This window comes from Halorhodospira halophila SL1, from assembly GCF_000015585.1.
Lineage (GTDB): Bacteria > Pseudomonadota > Gammaproteobacteria > Nitrococcales > Halorhodospiraceae > Halorhodospira > Halorhodospira halophila.
Genome location: NC_008789.1, coordinates 1,374,333 through 1,390,840, shown reverse-complemented (window position 1 = coordinate 1,390,840; position 16,508 = coordinate 1,374,333). Strand labels below are relative to the sequence as shown.

The 16,508-nt window shown below is 68.6% G+C and carries 9 protein-coding genes and 2 tRNA genes; 7 read left to right on the top strand and 4 right to left on the bottom strand.

The window, feature by feature from the left end; all coding sequences use genetic code 11:
- Nucleotides 1-536 precede the first annotated feature (536 nt).
- Nucleotides 537-1,568: an IS30 family transposase gene (locus HHAL_RS06495; RefSeq protein WP_011814073.1), complete on the top strand. Its 1,032-nt coding sequence runs from the start codon at nucleotides 537-539 to the stop codon at nucleotides 1,566-1,568.
- Here HHAL_RS06495 and HHAL_RS13005 read toward each other — a convergent pair.
- Both HHAL_RS13005 and HHAL_RS06490 read right to left on the bottom strand, forming a co-directional pair.
- On the bottom strand, nucleotides 1,498-1,920 hold the full coding sequence (locus tag HHAL_RS13005) for an Arm DNA-binding domain-containing protein (RefSeq protein WP_081432181.1): 423 nt from the start codon (nucleotides 1,918-1,920) through the stop codon (nucleotides 1,498-1,500). The genes HHAL_RS06495 and HHAL_RS13005 overlap by 71 nt on opposite strands.
- Before the next feature lie 314 nt (nucleotides 1,921-2,234).
- Nucleotides 2,235-2,309: transfer RNA gene (locus HHAL_RS06490), tRNA-Val, on the bottom strand.
- Nucleotides 2,310-2,426: 117 nt separating this feature from the next.
- On the opposite strand from HHAL_RS06490, the gene gltX reads away from it, so the two are divergent.
- Together gltX and HHAL_RS06480 are read left to right on the top strand one after the other, a co-directional pair.
- Entirely contained in the window at nucleotides 2,427-3,845 is a 1,419-nt protein-coding gene (gltX, locus tag HHAL_RS06485) for a glutamate--tRNA ligase (protein WP_011814072.1), read from the top strand.
- A gap of 66 nt (nucleotides 3,846-3,911) precedes the next feature.
- Nucleotides 3,912-3,987 (top strand) — tRNA-Ala (locus HHAL_RS06480).
- 150 nt (nucleotides 3,988-4,137) lie between these two features.
- Here HHAL_RS06480 and HHAL_RS06475 read toward each other — a convergent pair.
- Nucleotides 4,138-4,680: a CIA30 family protein gene (locus HHAL_RS06475; protein ID WP_011814071.1), complete on the bottom strand. Its 543-nt coding sequence runs from the start codon at nucleotides 4,678-4,680 to the stop codon at nucleotides 4,138-4,140.
- Nucleotides 4,681-4,894: 214 nt separating this feature from the next.
- Here HHAL_RS06475 and HHAL_RS06470 point away from each other — a divergent pair, with 214 nt between their 5' ends.
- The 4 genes from HHAL_RS06470 (at nucleotide 4,895) to recD (ending at nucleotide 14,592) form a co-directional block, all read left to right on the top strand.
- Nucleotides 4,895-5,272, top strand: coding sequence for a thiol-disulfide oxidoreductase DCC family protein (locus HHAL_RS06470; protein WP_011814070.1), 378 nt, complete (start codon nucleotides 4,895-4,897; stop codon nucleotides 5,270-5,272).
- 77 nt (nucleotides 5,273-5,349) lie between these two features.
- Entirely contained in the window at nucleotides 5,350-8,844 is a 3,495-nt protein-coding gene (gene recC / locus HHAL_RS06465; protein ID WP_011814069.1) for an exodeoxyribonuclease V subunit gamma, read from the top strand.
- A complete protein-coding gene (gene recB, locus HHAL_RS06460; protein ID WP_011814068.1) occupies nucleotides 8,831-12,553 on the top strand; it encodes an exodeoxyribonuclease V subunit beta in 3,723 nt (1,240 codons plus the stop codon). Before recC ends, recB begins: the two co-directional genes overlap by 14 nt.
- Complete coding sequence (recD, locus tag HHAL_RS06455; RefSeq protein ID WP_011814067.1) at nucleotides 12,550-14,592, top strand: exodeoxyribonuclease V subunit alpha; 2,043 nt, start codon at nucleotides 12,550-12,552, stop codon at nucleotides 14,590-14,592. Before recB ends, recD begins: the two co-directional genes overlap by 4 nt.
- Nucleotides 14,593-14,874: 282 nt before the next feature.
- Here recD and thiC read toward each other — a convergent pair whose 3' ends face one another.
- Nucleotides 14,875-16,485, bottom strand: coding sequence for a phosphomethylpyrimidine synthase ThiC (gene thiC / locus HHAL_RS06450; protein WP_011814066.1), 1,611 nt, complete (start codon nucleotides 16,483-16,485; stop codon nucleotides 14,875-14,877).
- Between the last annotated feature and the right edge of the window lie 23 nt (nucleotides 16,486-16,508).

Below are 16,508 nucleotides of genomic sequence, written 5' to 3'. Positions count from 1 at the left end.
TGTGCAACAGCCCACCGGATGGAACTGCCCGTCCAGTGCGTATAGTCCGGTGGCCGTGAACCCCCACCCGCCCCACGGCGCCGCGGGGCCGCCGGAGCCTCGGCGGTCCTTTTCGGGTGGGGGCGTCGTCGGCTAGGGGAGTGCCCGCTGGATACCACCACGGCAACCGAACCGCCTTCGGCCCCGGCTCGGTGGCGGTATCCAGCGTCCGTGCCCGACGGCTCCGCTCCCGCCCGCGTGCTGACGCACGCCGGCTCGCCTGGTCGGCGACCGAAGCCCGCCAGCGCCTCCTTGGCCACCCAGCGCCTCGACTCCGGAACCGCCCGGCGCCATGCCGAGCACCGCGTCTCCGCCCACCCCGGCCCTGGCTTGGTGCCCCCGCCTGTCACGCCCGCCCGCTATTGTCCGCTTAGGGTATGCGGCTATTTTCTTGGACTGGTTCATGCTGCAATTCCGAGGCTGTCTCGGTACTCAAGAGGGCGTAGGCTCAACTTTCAAGCGCAACACCCATGCCCAGAGCGGGGTAGGATGTTGCGATGGCGAACGGATACCAGCATCTCAGTGATCAGGAGCGCGCCGTCATCTTGAGTGAGCGCAGCCGTGGCAGCAGTGCGCGGGCGATCAGCCACCTTCTCGGGCGCAGTCCGTCGACGGTGACCCGGGAGTTGGCCCGCGGCAGCGACCCCGCGGCAGAGACGGCGTACTGCCCGACGCAGGGCGCGCAGGAGTACCGCGCCCGACGGCGCCGCTGCGGTCGCCCCGCCAAGCTGGTTGAGGGCGGATGGCTGTATCGCTATGTCCTGGACCGGCTGTGCTACTGGCAGTGGTCTCCCGAGCAGATCGCCGGCAGACTGGCGCGTATGAACCCCGAGGATCCTGAGGCTCGCGTCAGCCACGAGACCATCTACGCGGCGATCTATGCCCATCCCAAGGGCTCGCTCAAGCAGGAGCTGATCCGGGCGCTTCGCCGCCAGAAACCGCAGCGCGGGCAACGGCGGCGCACGGCCGCGCGAGGCGGCTCGATCGCCCCGGAGCACCTGCCCATCGCCTATCGGCCTGAAGAGATCGAGCAGCGGCTGATGCCCGGCCACTGGGAGGGCGACCTGATCAAGGGCGCCTACAACCGCTCCTCGGTCGGCACGCTGGTTGAGCGCAAGACCCGCTACGTCGTACTGAGCAAGATGCACGACGGTACCGCCGAGGCCGCCCTGGAGGGCTTCCATCGGCAGATGAGGCGCCTGCCGGCAATCCTGCGTCAGAGTCTGACCTACGACCGGGGCAGCGAGATGGCCTGCCATGAGCGGCTTGCCCGGCGGTTGAATCTGTCGATCTGGTTCGCCGATCCGCACGCGCCCTGGCAGCGTGGCAGCAACGAGAACACCAACGGCCTGCTGCGCCAGTACCTGCCCAAGGGCGCCGATCTCAGCGAGCCGAGCCAGACCCAACTCAATGATATTGCGCGGCTTCTCAACCAGCGGCCACGCAAGGCACTGGACTTCAGAACGCCCGAGGAGGCCATGACTGAAGAGCTTCAGGCCTTTTCGAAGACTGTTGCGCTTGATTCTTGAGATCAGCCCATTCACGCGCGACGGCCTCGAACGTGTGCGCATCGGCTGACGCGGCCGCGTGTCTTTGGGTCCTGCGGTGCTGAATGGGGTCGACGCCATCCGCGAGCAGGGAGCGTGCCTCGTCTCGCTGCTCCCTGGCTTTCGATAGTGGTACCTCGGGGTAGACGCCGAGGCCCATCGTTGCCTCGCGTCCGGAAGGTCGCCGGTAGCGGAGTTGCCATTGCTTGGCGCCGTTGCGCTTGACCAGCAACACGAGTCCGCCGCCATCAGCGAGCTTGATCTGCTCTTTGCCTTCAGGCGTCTTTGCCGTCCGGCACTGGCGGTCGGTCAGTCTGTTGATACCCCGGGTCATGCCCCCTCCCGTGATACCCGTACTGCTCGGTGACACGATCGCTCGACGTGATCCCGCGTAGAGTTAAGGGGTTGTCAGCAGCAATACGTTTGACACCGGGTCGCTAGCGCGGGCTCCGAAGCATGCGCGCTCGCGGTGTTCTTGCCCGCGCTGTGGGTAGTAAGCGTCGTGCCGCCGCTTACACCCACACCAGTACCCACACAAGAGGGTCGCCCGCCGTAGACGGTAGTGAATAGGATGAGACCTAAATCTTTGTAGGATCAGGCCCTTGGGAGCGGAGGGTAGGCTTTGTTAGATGTTGCGAAACGTAAATTTGGTGGGCGGCGCTGGGATCGAACCAGCGACCCCTGCCGTGTGAAGGCAGTGCTCTCCCGCTGAGCTAGCCGCCCAACTCTTGAGCTGCGCATCTTAACGGCCCCGTGCCCTCGCGTCAAATGGGGCGCGTCGGCGGTGTCGCTTTTGATAGCATACCGGCCTTCAGCACGGGGAGAAGGAAAAAGGCCACCATGACCATGATCCGTACGCGTTTCGCGCCGAGCCCGACAGGTTACTTGCATATCGGCGGTGCCCGGACCGCTCTCTACTCCTGGCTGCACACCCGCCGACACGGGGGGCGTTTCGTGCTGCGGATCGAGGACACGGATCGCGAGCGCTCCACGCCGGAGGCGGTGAATGCGATCCTTGAGGGTATGGCCTGGCTGGGGCTCGATTACGACGAGGGCCCGTTCTATCAGACCGAGCGCTATGACCGGTATCGCCAGCACCTGCAGACGCTGCTCGACGCGGGGCAGGCGTACTACTGCTACTGCACCAAGGACCGCCTGGAGCGTCTGCGTACTGAGCAGCAGGCGCGCAAGGAGAAGCCGCGCTACGACGGCCGTTGCCGCGATCTGGACGGGCCGCCCTCCGAGGAGGTGGCCGACGAGCCGGTGATCCGTTTCCGCACCCCGCTCGAGGGGCATGTGGTGGTCGAGGACGCCATTCGGGGCAAGGTCCAGTTCCTCAACTCGGAACTCGATGACCTGGTGATTGCGCGCGGCGACGGTTCGCCCACCTACAACTTCACGGTGGTGGTGGACGATCTGGAGATGGGCGTGACCGACGTCATCCGCGGTGACGACCACCTGAACAACACCCCCCGTCAGATCCACCTCTATCAGGCGCTCGGGTTCGAGCCGCCGCGCTTCGCGCACGTGCCCATGATCCTGGGCGAGGATGGCAAGCGCCTGTCCAAGCGGCACGGGTCGGTCAGCGTGCTGCAGTACCGCGATGAGGGGTACCTGCCCGAGGCGCTGCTCAACTATCTGGTGCGTCTCGGCTGGTCGCACGGCGATCAGGAAGTTTTCGGTGTCGACGAGCTCATTCAGCTCTTCGATATCAACGAAGTGAACCACTCGGCCTCGACCTTCAACCCCTCCAAGCTGCAGTGGCTCAATCAGCAGCACATCATGCGCGCCGAGCCCAACCACATCGCCCGGCATCTGGGGCCGTTCCTGGCTGAGCGGGGCGTCGATCCAGCCGAAGGTCCGGCGCTGGAGGCGGTCGTGCGCACCCAGCAGGAGCGGGCCAAGACGTTGGTGGAGATGGCCGACAACAGCCTGTTCTTCTACCGTCGGCCGGAGGCCTACGAGGAGAAGGCGGCGCGCAAGAACTTCAAGGAGGGCACCGCCGAGATTCTCGAGCACTGCCAGCACTGCTTCTCGGGGCTGCCGAGCTGGGATGCGGAGTCGATCCATGGGGTTGTCACCGAGGCCGCTGAGGCCTTCGATGTGAAGATGGGCAAGGTGGCACAGCCGCTGCGGGTGGCTGTTTCGGGGAGTGCGGTCTCGCCGCCGATCGACGCCACGCTGGAGCTGCTTGGTCGTGAGGAGACGGTGGCCCGGGTGGGCCAGGCCGCCGAGTGGGTCCGGCAGAACGTTGGTTAATCGAAGTCGGGGAGGGGTGTTGACGACCCCGAAAGCCATCCCTAGAATACGCACACATAACGCAACGGGGCCATAGCTCAGCTGGGAGAGCGCCTGCATGGCATGCAGGAGGTCGGCGGTTCGATCCCGCCTGGCTCCACCAAACAAAGGACAAAACAGTCCTCCGCAAAGCCCTGAGCCGGAATACGGCTCAGGGCTTTTCTTTGTTGGGGCGTTCGTAAGCGAACCGTCCCGTCTGGGACAGACGGCCTGGCCGCGCCGGTCCCTGACGGCGCACCTAGCCGGTCGCGGCTCAGGGGCGTGTCGCGCTGAGCCCCAGCCGAGCGATCTCCACGCGTGCCTCGAACGCTGCCCCGTAGGCAACCACCGCCACCGATGTGAGCCGGGCCGTATCGAGTTTCGCCCGCAGTCCCCGCGGTTCGAAGGCCGTGAAAGGGACCACGACGTCTTGCCAGTCTTCCGCGACGGGCAGGGGAGCGCGGTAGTGCTGCCACGGCTGCCGGGTGTCGGTACTGCGCACGTGCAGGTAGTAAGGGCCAGGGGTTCCGCGTACGGTAGCCCCGAACCCAGACCAGGCACTGGCATTAAAGGCCTCGCCGGTCGGAGCGAGCGGTAGTCGGCTCTGGATGAACCCGCCGTTGTTCTCGAGCCGGACCTGCCCGCTCAGCTGGAGGGCTGGTCCGCACTCGGTCTCGACGATGCCGGCCTGCATGTCCGAGCGCCCGCCCATGACCCGGTCGGTGAATCCTTGCCACGCGGTGCCGATCGCCGCCCGGCCGTCCGCGGAGGCGAAATCGTCGAGCAGGTAGGCGGCAGGCGATTCCGTTCCGGGCATGGTGGGCTCCTTCCGGGGCTGAGTGGCCGCGGGCCAACAGTCCACGATGGTGATCTCGGCGTTGATCTCAGCTTATCCGCGGGGCTGGCCGATGGCCAGGGTGGGCTGCAGGCCCTCCGCCTGCCGGTCGAGTAGATGCCCCATGTTTTGTGGGCTGCCTGATGCTATGCTGAGATCTAGAATCGTTCCAGATAAATACGGTAAGGAGTCCACCATGACCGCATCCACCACACGACCGGTCGTATTCTTCGATGGGCAGTGCCCCGTCTGCAGCCGCGAGATCGGTCTCTATCAGCGCCTGGATACCGCCGGGGCGGTGGAGTGGCGTGATCTCCACGCGCCGGGCGCCCTGGACGACACCGATCTGACCTGGGATCAGGCGATGCAGCGCTTTCATTGCCGGGACGTCGATGGAGTGATGCGCAGCGGGGTCGATGCCTTCGCCCTGGTCTGGTCGTATCTCCCGTACTGGCGCTGGGCGTCGCGGATCGTCCGGGGGCTGGGACTGGTCAGGCCCATGGAGCCGCTTTACGATTGGTATGCGCGCCGTCGCTACAGCCGGAGCTGCTCGGTGCAGGGGGACTGCCGCTAAGCGCGGCGCCCTGGAGCACGCCCGGACGGCAGTGACGCAGGTGCGTGTGACCCGATTCCGGCGGAAAGGAGCCCCGCTTGGCGGCCGAGCCATCCATCGAACCTGGTTTCCTGACCATCCACGGCAATCGGCTGGAAGACCTTCGGCAGGTGGCCGTGGAGTGGGTGCAGCGGCACCCACTCGCACCCCTTGAGGACGAGGTGTTCCTGGTCCAGAGCAATGGTATGGCGCAGTGGCTGCGCCTGGCCTTGGCTCGCCACCCGGATTCGGAGCAGGGCGGTTGCGGGATCGCTGCGGCGGTCTCGATGCAGTTGCCGGCGCGCTTTCTCTGGTCGGTCTACCGTGCGGTCCTAGGCCCGGAGGGCGCCCCGCGGGAATCCCCCTTCGGCAAGGACCCGCTGCTCTGGCGGCTCGCGCGCCTGCTTCCCGCACTCCGCGATCACCCTGGGTTTGAGCCGCTGCGCGGCTTCCTGGCCGATGATCCCGATGGGCGCAAGCGTTATCAGCTCGCTGCACGGATTGCGGATCTCTTTGATCAGTACCAGGTCTACCGTGCGGACTGGTTGGCGGACTGGTCGCGGGGCGAGGACGTCTGCCGCGATGCACGTGGACAGGCGCGCGATCTGGACGATACGCAGCGCTGGCAGGCTTCGCTCTGGCGTGCGGTGTGCGCGGAACTTGCCGAGGTGGCGGACGAGGCGGGCCAGGCCACGGTCCATCAACTCTACCGGGAGCGCATCGCGAGCCTGGACACCGCGCCGGCAGACTTGCCGCGTCGGGTGATCGTCTTCGGCATCTCGTCGCTTCCGCGCCAGACACTGGAGGCGCTGCAGGAGCTGTCGCGTTTCGCCCAGGTGCTCGTCTTTGTTCACAATCCCTGCGCCTTCTACTGGGCGGATATCATCGCGGATAAGGATCTGCTGCGTGCCGACCCCGGGCGGCGGCCACGCAAGGCCGGCATGCCCGAGGTCCTGCATCCGGAAGAGCTGCACAATCACGCCCACCCCCTGCTCGCCGCCTGGGGCAAGCAAGGGCGCGACTATATCGGACTGCTGGATGCCCACGAGGATCCCCAGGCCCATCCGCACCAGGCCCTGGCCCAGGCGGGCGAGCGCATCGATCTCTTCCGTGGCCCGGCGACCGGATCTCTGCTCGGCCAGCTCCAGGACGATATCCTCCACCTGCGTCCGTTGGCCGAGACCCGGGAGGCCTGGCCGGCGGTCGGCCGCGAAGATGCGTCGCTGCAATTCCATCTGGCCCACAGCGCCCAGCGCGAGGTCGAGGTTCTCCATGACCGGCTGCTCGCCGCTTTCTCGGAGGACAGCTCGCTGCGCCCGCGCGATGTCATCGTGATGGTGCCGGATATCGACGCTTACGCACCGCACATCGAGGCCGTGTTTGGTCGCTTCGATGCCGGCGATGCGCGCCACATTCCCTATACGGTGGCCGACCAGGGCGAGCGCGGGCTGGATCCGCTGCTCATCGCCCTGGAGCAGCTTTTGAGCCTGCCCGAGTCGCGTTGCGGGCTGAGTGACCTGCTCGATCTGCTCGAGGCGCCGGCGTTGCGGCGGCGTTTCGGGATCACCGAGGCGGACCTGGCCACCCTGCACGGCTGGGCAGAGGAGGCCGGGGTCCGCTGGGGACTCAATCGCGAGCAGCGCGCCGGGCTGCAGTTGCCCGAGGGACTGGAGCAGAATACCTGGCGCTTCGGTCTGCGGCGTATGCTGCTCGGCTACGCCGTCGGCGCCGGGGAGGCCTGGTCCGGGGTCGAACCGTATCCGCAGGTGGGCGGGCTCGACGCCGCCCTCGTCGGGCGCCTGGAGCGGCTGGTCGGCGCCCTGGAAGGCACCTGGGGCGAACTGCGCGAGGAGGCCACCCCGGAGCGGTGGGGCGAGCGGCTGCAGCGGCTGCTGGGGACCTACTTCGACCCCTCCGGCGAGGTGGAGTCGTTGACCCTGGAGCGGCTGCGCGATGCCCTGGAGAAGTGGCAGCGTGACTGCGAGACCGGGGCGTTCGCCGAGCCGCTGCCTCTGAACGTGGTGCGCGAGCACTGGCTGCAGGCGCTGGAGGATACGCGACTGAGCCAGCGTTTCCTGGTCGGGGCGGTGAACTTCTGCACCCTGATGCCCATGCGCGCGATCCCCTTCCGCCACGTCTGCCTGCTCGGGATGAACGATGGCGACTACCCGCGCAGCCCCACCCCCCTGGATTTCGATCTGATGGCTGACGATTACCGGCCCGGCGACCGCTCGCGCCGCGAGGACGATCGCTACCTCTTCCTGGAGGCGCTCCTCTCGGCCCGGGATCGGCTCTACATCAGCTGGATCGGCCGCAGCGTGCGTGATAACGAGCCACGTCCGCCTTCGGTGCTGGTCGGTCAGCTGCGCGATCACCTGGCCGCCGGCTGGCGCCTGGCCGACGAGGAGGAGGCCGGCGGTCTGCTCGAGGCGTTGACCGTGGAGCACCCGCTGCAGCCGTTCAGCCGCCAGAATTTCCGCACGGAGCCCTCGGCGCGCCACTACACCTACGCCCGCGAGTGGTGGGCGGCCCATCAGGGCGATGAAGCCGGGTCCGGGCCGCGGGTCACGACGCTGCCCGAGCGGCCGGTGGAGGATCCGCCGGCGCCGATCACACCCGAAACCCTGGGGGCGTTGCTCAAGCAGCCCGTACAGACCTTCTTCAACCGTCGCCTGGGGGTCCGGTTCGAGGATGATCCACTGGCCAGCGAGGATCAGGAGCCCTTCGGGCTCGACGGGCTGACACGCTGGCAGATGCGCGAGGTGCTCTTCCTGGCCGGGCAGGAGGCGGCCGGGGATCCCGAGATGCGCCGCGAACGGCTGGCCGCCGAGGCGCAGCGGTTGCAGCGCACCGGCGCGCTGCCGCTGGGCCCGGCCGGTACCGTCTGGGCCGAGACGCTTCAGATCGAAGCCGATGAGCAGCTGGAGCGCTACCACCGGCATCTGGCTACCTATCCCCATGAGCTGGAGCCGCTGCAGCGGCTGATGCACCGCCATGGGGATTGGCAGCTGGAGGGCGGGGTGGATGGGATCCGCAGTGACGGGCAGCGGCGCGTGCGCCTGACGCACCACCTCAGCCGCCTGGGGGTCAAGCGCCGGGAGGTACGCTGGCGCTTTGACCTGCTTGCCACGCCGTGGGTCACCCACCTGATGGCCAACGCGGCCGCGGAGCCGCTGACGACCGTGGTCGTCGGACACGACATCGACGTGGCCCTGGCGCCGCTGGAGGCGGGGCAGGCCCACGAGCACCTGAGCCAGCTGCTCGCCGGCTGGGCCGAGGCGCAGCGCCGGCCGCTGCCGGTGCCCTGCCAGCCGACCTGCGCCTGGCTGACCGCGCAGGACGAGGAGCGCGGTGATCCGGCGGCCGCGGCCGAACGGGTCTATGCCGGGGATGACTACACGTGGGCGGCCGCCGACGCCCACGATCTGCGCGCCTTCCCGCGGGCGGCGGACTGGCTGGAGGATGCGGCCTTCCCGAGCTGGCGCGACGCGCTCTACGCGCCCCTGTGGCGGGCGGTCAAGGAGTACGCGGAGGACGGCGATGGGCACGGCTGAGGACGCCAAGCCCCTCGAACCGCTGCGCTTCCCGCTGTACGGATCGCGGCTGATCGAGGCCAGCGCCGGGACGGGCAAGACCTACACCATCGCCGCGCTCTACCTGCGTCTGGTCCTCAACCACGGCCGTGAGGCCGCGTACGGGCAATCGCTGACCCCGCCGCAGATCCTCGTGGTGACCTTCACCGAGGCGGCCACCCGCGAGCTGCGTGAGCGCATACGCAGCCGCCTGGCAGAGGCGGCCGCGGCGTTTCGGGATCCGGATCAGGCCGTGGAGTTGGATCCGTTCCTGGATGGGCTGCTGCGGGAGTATCCGCAGCGCGCAGAACGGGCCCAGGCAGCCCGGGTGCTGGAGCTGGCCGCCGAGTGGATGGACGAGGCGGCCGTGGCCACCATCCACGCCTGGTGCTATCGGATGCTGCGCGAGCACGCCTTCGACAGCGGCAGTCTGTTCACCCAGGATCTGGAGACTGACCCCGGCGAGCTGCTCGCCGAATCGGTCCGCGACTACTGGCGGACTTTCGTCTATCCCCTCGACCCGGAGGCCTTCCAGCTCTTCCGGCAAGCGGTGGGGGCTGCGGATCCGGATGCCCTGCAAAGGGCGCTGGCGCGTCTGATCGGCGCCGATGAGGAGCTCGCCGACGATGCGGATGACCCCCTGCTCGAGCCATCCGGCCTGGCCGAGCGCCTGGGCGCCTGGCACCAGGCACTGGAACAGCTCAAGGCGCCTTGGCGCGACGAGCGGGAGGCGGTGGAGGCCGAGTTTCTCGATCTGCACCGTCGCGTACTCAACGGCACGAAGTACAAGAACCCGCAGCAGTTGCTCGAGCGCATGGCGGCCTGGGCAGACGATCCGGCCCAGCCGGTGCCTCTGACTGACAAGGGTAAGCCCGACCCGGGCCTGCTCGAGCGCATGAGCGCCACCGGTCTGGCGGACCCATCGCGACATAAGAAGGGCCAGAGCCTGCCGGCCTCACTCCATCGCGCCTTCAAGGCGCTGGATCGTCACGTGGAGCTGGATGCGCCCGGGGTGGCCATCCTGCGGGCCGCCGCTCGCTGGATCACCAGGCGTTTTCAGGCGGAGCAGCGCCGCCGGGCGCAGCTCGGTTTCCAGGATCTGCTCACCCGGCTGCGTGATGCCCTGCGGGGCCCCGGGGGGGCGCGTCTGGCGCAGACCATCCGCAGCCAGTTCCCGGTGGCGCTGATTGACGAGTTCCAGGACACCGATCCGGTTCAGTACGAGCTCTTCGAGACGGTCTACCGGATCGCGGACAATGATCCGGGGCTGGGGCTTTTCCTGATCGGGGATCCCAAGCAGGCGATCTACGGGTTTCGCGGGGCGGATATCCACAGTTATCTGCGCGCCCGGGCGGCCACCGAGGGGCGACACTACACGCTGCCGCGCAACTTTCGCTCCAGCGAGGCGCTGGTTGGCGCGGTCAACCAGCTCTTCGCGCGGGCCGAGGGGAGCTGGCCGGCGGGCGCCTTCGCCTTCCGGGGCGGCTCTGGGGGCGGGTTGCCCTTCCACCCGGTGGAGGCCCAGGGGCGTGGCGAGTTCTTCGAGGAGGCGGGGGCGGAGCATCCGGCGCTGAACCTTTGGTGCCATGACCCTGGCGTGTCGGTGGCGAAAAACGCCTACCTCCCCACCTACGCCGAGGCGTGTGCAGCGCGTATTGTGGCGTTGCTCAACGGCGGTGCGGCGAGACCGGCGGTCACCGGGTTTCGCCACCCGGGCGGTCATCTGGAGCCGGTGCGCCCGCGGGATATGGCCGTGCTGGTGCGCAACCACACCGAGGCGAGCGCCATCCAGGAGGCGTTGGCCGCCCGCGAGGTGCGCAGCGTCTACCTCTCCGATCGGGATTCGGTGCTGGCCACCGCTGAGGCCGACGACCTGGTGCGCTGGCTGCGCGCCTGTGCCGAGCCGACGGATGAGGGGCTGGTGCGGGCGGCCCTGGCCACCCCCACCCTGGGACTGGCGCTGAGCGAGCTCGACCGGCTGGTGACCGATGAGCTGGCCTGGGAGCGGCGCATCGAGCAGTTTGGCGAGTATCGTCGGTTGTGGCGCAGCCGCGGGGTGCTGGCGATGCTCCACCGCCTGCTGCACGACTTCGGCGTGCCGCAGCGGCTGTTGGCCATCAGCGGCGGCGAGCGGTCGCTGACCAATCTGCTCCACCTTGCCGAGCTGTTGCAGCAGTGGGCGCGCGAGCACGACGGTGAGCAGGCGCTGATCCGCCACCTGGTGGAACTGCGCCAGCAGGCCCGCAACGGGGTGGAGGATCAGATCCTGCGCCTGGAGAGCGATGAGGATCTGGTCAAGGTGGTAACCATCCACAAGTCCAAGGGGCTGCAGTATCCGTTGGTCTTCCTGCCCTTCGTCTGCACCTTCCGCCCGGTCACCGCGCGGGACGCCCCCCGACGGGTGCCGGATCAGCACGGGCGGTTGCGCTGGCGTTTCGAGCTGGATCAGGAGGACGTCGAGGCGGCCGACTCCGAGCGCCTGGCCGAGGACCTGCGCCTGTTCTACGTCGCCTTGACGCGGGCGCAGCACGCCTGCTGGGTCGGTATGGCGCCGATCACCCAGGGCAATACCAAGCGCAGCCTGCTCGAGCGCAGCGCAGCGGGCTATTTGCTCGCTGGACCGGATGGGGTGGAGCCCGGTGGGCTCGGGGCGGTGCTTGAGCAGGCCGCGGCTGCAGATCCGGCCATCACCGTCAGCGAGCCGCTGCTCGATGAGGCCAGTCGCTTCGTCGGTGATCCGGCGGCGCCGCCGCTCGGTGAGCCGTGCCAGCCCCGGCGACGGGCCGCCGATGCCTGGTGGATTGCCAGCTACAGTGCTTTGGTTCGCCACGATACCGCCGGTCGTGCTCGCTCGGCGCCGGCGAGCGCCGCCGAGGATGTCCTGCGCGAGGAGTCGGGGCACGCCCTTGTCCAAGAAGCGGGGGGGGATGCTGGCTCGTGGCACGGCTTTCCGCGCGGTCCGGATGCCGGCACCTTTCTGCACAACCTCCTGGAGTGGGCCGCGACGCAGTTGGGGCTGGCCACTGCCGGCGCGCAGCCCGAGTGGCTGGATGCCGAGGTCGAGCGGCGCTGCCGCTTTCGCGGTTGGGACGGGCAGGTGGCGACCGTGCAGGGCTGGCTGCGCGCGCTGCTCGGCGCCGAGCTGTCGTTGCCCGGTGCGCAGACGACCCTCGCGCTGGGACGGCTACCGACCTATCAGGCGGAGCTGGAGTTCCTGATCGAGACCCAGCCGCTGCGCGCGGATCGGCTTGACGACCTGGTGTGCCAGCACCTGTTGCCGGGGCGTGCCCGCCCGCCGGTCGCCCCGGCGCGGCTCAACGGCATGCTCAAGGGGTTCATCGACCTGGTCTGCTGCCATGAGGGCCGCTACTACGTCGCCGACTATAAGTCCAACTGGCTCGGAGGTGGCGATGGCCATTATGCCCCGGAGTACCTGGAGGCCGAGGTGCTGGAGCGCCGCTACGACCTGCAGCTGGTGATCTACACCCTGGCGCTGCACCGGCTCCTGCGCGCACGGATGCCGGATTACGACTACGATCGCCACGTCGGTGGTGGCTTCTATCTCTTCCTGCGCGGCGTCCAGGCGCCGGGGCAGGGCGTGTTCCACGCGCGTCCGCCGCGGGCCCTGATCGAAGAGCTCGATGGGTGGCTGCGCGACGGGCCCGATGGGCCGCAGGAGCAGACGCTGTGAGCGTGCGGGTCGATCAGGAGGCGATCCTCAGGTGGCTGCGTGAGGCCGAGGCGCTGGGCTGGCTGCGCCCGTTGGATGGGGCCCTGGCGGAGTTCCTGCGTGAGCAGGTGCCCGATGCGCCGCCGCTGCTGTTGCTGGCCGCAGCGCTGACCAGTCATCAGGCGGGCCGTGGGCATGTCTGCCTGGATCTCGATCAGCTCTGGGAACGGGCCGAGCCGGTCCTGAGCCTTCCGCCGGAGACCGTTGACGCGCCCGAGCCGGTGAAATCGCCCGCGGCACTCCTGGACGCCGCCGGCGGTCGCGATGCGTTCGAGCGGCAATTGGAGTGCCCGGAACTGGTGGGCAGAGGCCCCGGTTCCACACCGCTGGTCCGCGACGGACCGAGGCTCTATCTGCGCCGCTACTGGGCCTGCGAGCGCACCATCGCACGGGTGGTGCAGCAGCGCGTGGATGCAGCGGCGCAGTGGCGCGCGCAGCTCGACCCGGCCACGGTCCGGCGCTGGCTGGATGGGTTGTTCGGCGCGCCTGGGGGCGATGGCCCGGATTGGCAGCGGGTCGCCTGTGCCGTGGCCGCCGGCAGTGGTTTCAGTGTTATCACCGGCGGACCGGGTACCGGCAAGACTACGACGGTGTTGCGTCTGCTGGCGTTGCTGCAGGGGCTCCACGGCGGGGCCCTGCGCATCCGCCTGACGGCCCCCACCGGCAAGGCGGCGGCACGGCTGAACGCGAGCATCGCCGGGGCGGTGGATCGGCTGGGGCTGGAGGAGCTGGACGGCGGCGCCGAGCTGCGCGCGCGGATACCCACCGAGGTGGTGACAGTGCACCGGCTGCTGGGCGCAGGCGGTGGACGGCGCTTTCGCCACCACGCCGGGGAACCCCTGGCCGCGGATGTGGTGGTCGTGGATGAAGCGTCGATGATCGACGTGGAGTTGATGGCGGCGTTGCTGGAGGCCCTGCCGGATGGGGGCCGTCTGGTGCTGCTTGGTGACAAGGACCAGTTGGCCTCGGTGGAGGCCGGGGCCATCCTTGGCGAGCTCTGCGCCCGGGCAGATCAGGGCGGTTATTGGCCCGATACCGCCGAGTGGCTAGAGGCGGTCAGCGGCCAGTGCATCCCGTCGGCGCTGATCGATCCCACCGGCGGTGGTCTCGACCAGCATGTCGTCATGCTTCGGCACAGCCACCGGTTCGGTGCCGACAGCGGGATCGGGCGCTTGGCTCGGGCGGTGAATGCCGGTGATCAGGCGGCGGTCGAGGCTTGGGGGTATGGGCACGAGGGCGATCTGGCGCGGGTGCAGCTTGCCGACGGAGAGCAAGACCCGACGCTGATCCACTGGGCGGTGGACGGCGGGCAGACCGGCCTGGGCTACGCCGCTTATCTGAGCGACATCCAGGAACTGCGACCGGGCCCGGATGCCTCCGCTGGGGAGTACGCCGGCTGGGCCTCGCAGGTGCTGGAGACGCACGGGGCGTTCCAATTGCTGGCGGCGCTGCGGCGCGGACCGTACGGGGTCGAGGCCCTCAATGAGCGCCTTGCCGCGGCGCTGCGCCAGCGGGGGCTGATCCGAGGTGAGGGGGCCTGGTACGAGGGCCGACCGGTGATCGTCACGCGCAACGATTACGGCCTGGGGCTGATCAACGGGGATATCGGCATCGCCCTGCGCGTCCCGCGCTTCCTGGTGCAGAGCCCGGAGGCGGGGGGTGCCGGGGAGGAGCGACAGAAGGTGCTGCGTGTCGCCTTCCGCGCCGCCGATGGCAGCGGACGCATCCGCTGGGTCCCGCCCCATCGGCTGGAGTCCGTGGAGACGGCATTCGCCTTGACGGTGCACAAGGCCCAGGGTTCGGAGTTTCGCCACGCAGCCTTATTGCTGCCGGATCGGCCCAGTCCGGTGCTCACCCGTGAGCTCCTCTACACCGGCATCACCCGGGCCAGTCAGTGGTTCACCCTGCTGGAGCCGCAACCGGCCGTGCTGAAGGCGGCGGTGCGCCAGCGAACCGTTCGTGGTGGCGGCCTGCGGGCCATGCTCGAGGCTGCTGGCTAGGCGGCTGCTGCCGCGGCGGGTCCTTAGGCGCTCGAATCCTGCGGGCCGCGAGGCGGTGAGGGCGCAAAAAAAGGCCGCCCCGGAGGGCGGCCGAACGTCATCGTCATGTGGAGTCGGGAAGCTTGCTTGCTGGCGGCTGGGGCGGGCCGCCGGGTGTTTCAAAGAACCGTTGGCGATGCGTCGAACGTCACGGTTTTCAATCTAAGCCACCGAACGCTTTAGGTCTAATCTTTAGATGCAACCCGTTCGATAGTCAAAAACGATCATAAGCCCAATCCGGGCTCAGAGTTCCTGACTGATCGCCATGGCGCAGTGGCGGGGCCCGCACATCGAGCAGAACGCCGCCTCCTTATGGGACGCCTTGGGCAGGGTCTCGTCGTGATAGGCGCGGGCCCGTTCCGGATCCAGGGAGAGGTTGAACTGATCCTCCCAGCGGAACTCGTAACGGGCGCGCGAGAGGGCATCGTCACGATCGCGTGCCCCGGGGTGCCCGCGGGCCACGTCGGCCGCATGGGCCGCCGCCTTGTACGTGACGATGCCGGTGCGCACATCGTCGGCATTGGGCAGGCCCAGGTGCTCCTTGGGGGTCACGTAGCAGAGCATCGCTGTGCCGTGCCAGCCGATCTGGGCGGCGCCGATGGCCGAGGTGATGTGGTCGTAGCCGGGAGCGATGTCGGTCACGATGGGGCCGAGGGTGTAGAACGGCGCCTCGAGGCAGGCCTCGCTCTGTAGCCGCATGTTCTCCTCGATCTGGTTCATGGGGATGTGACCCGGCCCCTCGATAATGACCTGCACGCCGCGCGCCCAGGCGCGTTCCGTGAGTTCGCCCAGGGTGCGCAGCTCGGCCAGCTGCGCCTCGTCGGAGGCATCGGCGACAGAACCAGGGCGCAGGCCGTCACCGAGCGAGACGGTGATGTCGTAGCGGGCCAGGATCTCGCAGATCTCATCGAAACGTTCGTAGAGGAAGCTCTCGGCCTGGTGGTGGCTGCACCACTTGGCCATGATCGACCCGCCGCGGGAGACGATTCCGGTCAACCGCCCGCGGGCCAGATCGACGTGGCCATGCCGCACGCCGGCGTGGATGGTGAAGTAGTCCACGCCCTGTTCGGCCTGTTCGATGAGGGTGTCGCGGAACACCTCCCAGGTCAGGTCTTCGGGGCGGCCGGCCTTCTCGAGCGCCTGGTAGATCGGTACGGTGCCGATCGGCACCGGCGAGTTGCGGAGCAGCCAGGCGCGGGTCTCGTGGATGGCCTCGCCGGTGGATAGGTCCATGACCGTATCGGCCCCCCAGCGCACGGCGTGGATGAGCTTCTCCAGCTCCTCCGGGATGCCGGAGCTCAGCGGGGAGTTGCCGATATTGGCGTTCACCTTGACCTTGAGATGGCGGCCGATGGCCATTGGCTCGGCCTCCGGGTGGCAGTGGTTCGCCGGGATCACGGCCCGCCCGCGGGCGACTTCATCGCGCACGAACTCGGCCGACAGGCCCTCACGCAGGGCGATGTACTCCATCTCCGGGGTGGTCACTCCAGCCCGCGCGTAGTCGAGCTGGGTGCACGCGTCGGTGCCGCGGTCGGCGATCCAGGGGGCACGGATCGGGTGGATCCCCCGCGCCGGGTCGAGCTCCGCCTCGGGGTCCGTGTACGGGCCGCCGGTGTCGTAGACCCGCAGCGGCGGATTCTCGCGCGGTCCGTTCGGGGTCTGGGTTGGGCTCTGGACGATCTCTCGCAGGGCCACCCGCAGATCATCCCGGCTTCCCTGCAGGTAGACCCGATGCGAGGCCGGGAACGGGCCGGCCGCAGCGCAGGCGCGCTCTCGGACAGCCTGGCTGAGCGGGCAGGTGCTGGTGTCGCGGGTCTGGTCCGGGGTCGGCGGACGGGTGGTTGCGGAATCCATGTCGGTCACGGCTCCATCTCCCT

Excerpts from the sequence above, each read along its gene's own strand:
- HHAL_RS06495 (WP_011814073.1), top strand. The coding sequence starts at position 537 with ATGGCGAACGGATACCAGCATCTCAGTGATCAGGAGCGCGCCGTCATC.
- HHAL_RS13005 (WP_081432181.1), bottom strand. The coding sequence starts at position 1,920 with ATGACCCGGGGTATCAACAGACTGACCGACCGCCAGTGCCGGACGGCA.
- gltX (WP_011814072.1), top strand. The coding sequence starts at position 2,427 with ATGACCATGATCCGTACGCGTTTCGCGCCGAGCCCGACAGGTTACTTG.
- HHAL_RS06475 (WP_011814071.1), bottom strand. The coding sequence starts at position 4,680 with ATGCCCGGAACGGAATCGCCTGCCGCCTACCTGCTCGACGATTTCGCC.
- HHAL_RS06470 (WP_011814070.1), top strand. The coding sequence starts at position 4,895 with ATGACCGCATCCACCACACGACCGGTCGTATTCTTCGATGGGCAGTGC.
- recB (WP_011814068.1), top strand. The coding sequence starts at position 8,831 with ATGGGCACGGCTGAGGACGCCAAGCCCCTCGAACCGCTGCGCTTCCCG.
- thiC (WP_011814066.1), bottom strand. The coding sequence starts at position 16,485 with ATGGATTCCGCAACCACCCGTCCGCCGACCCCGGACCAGACCCGCGAC.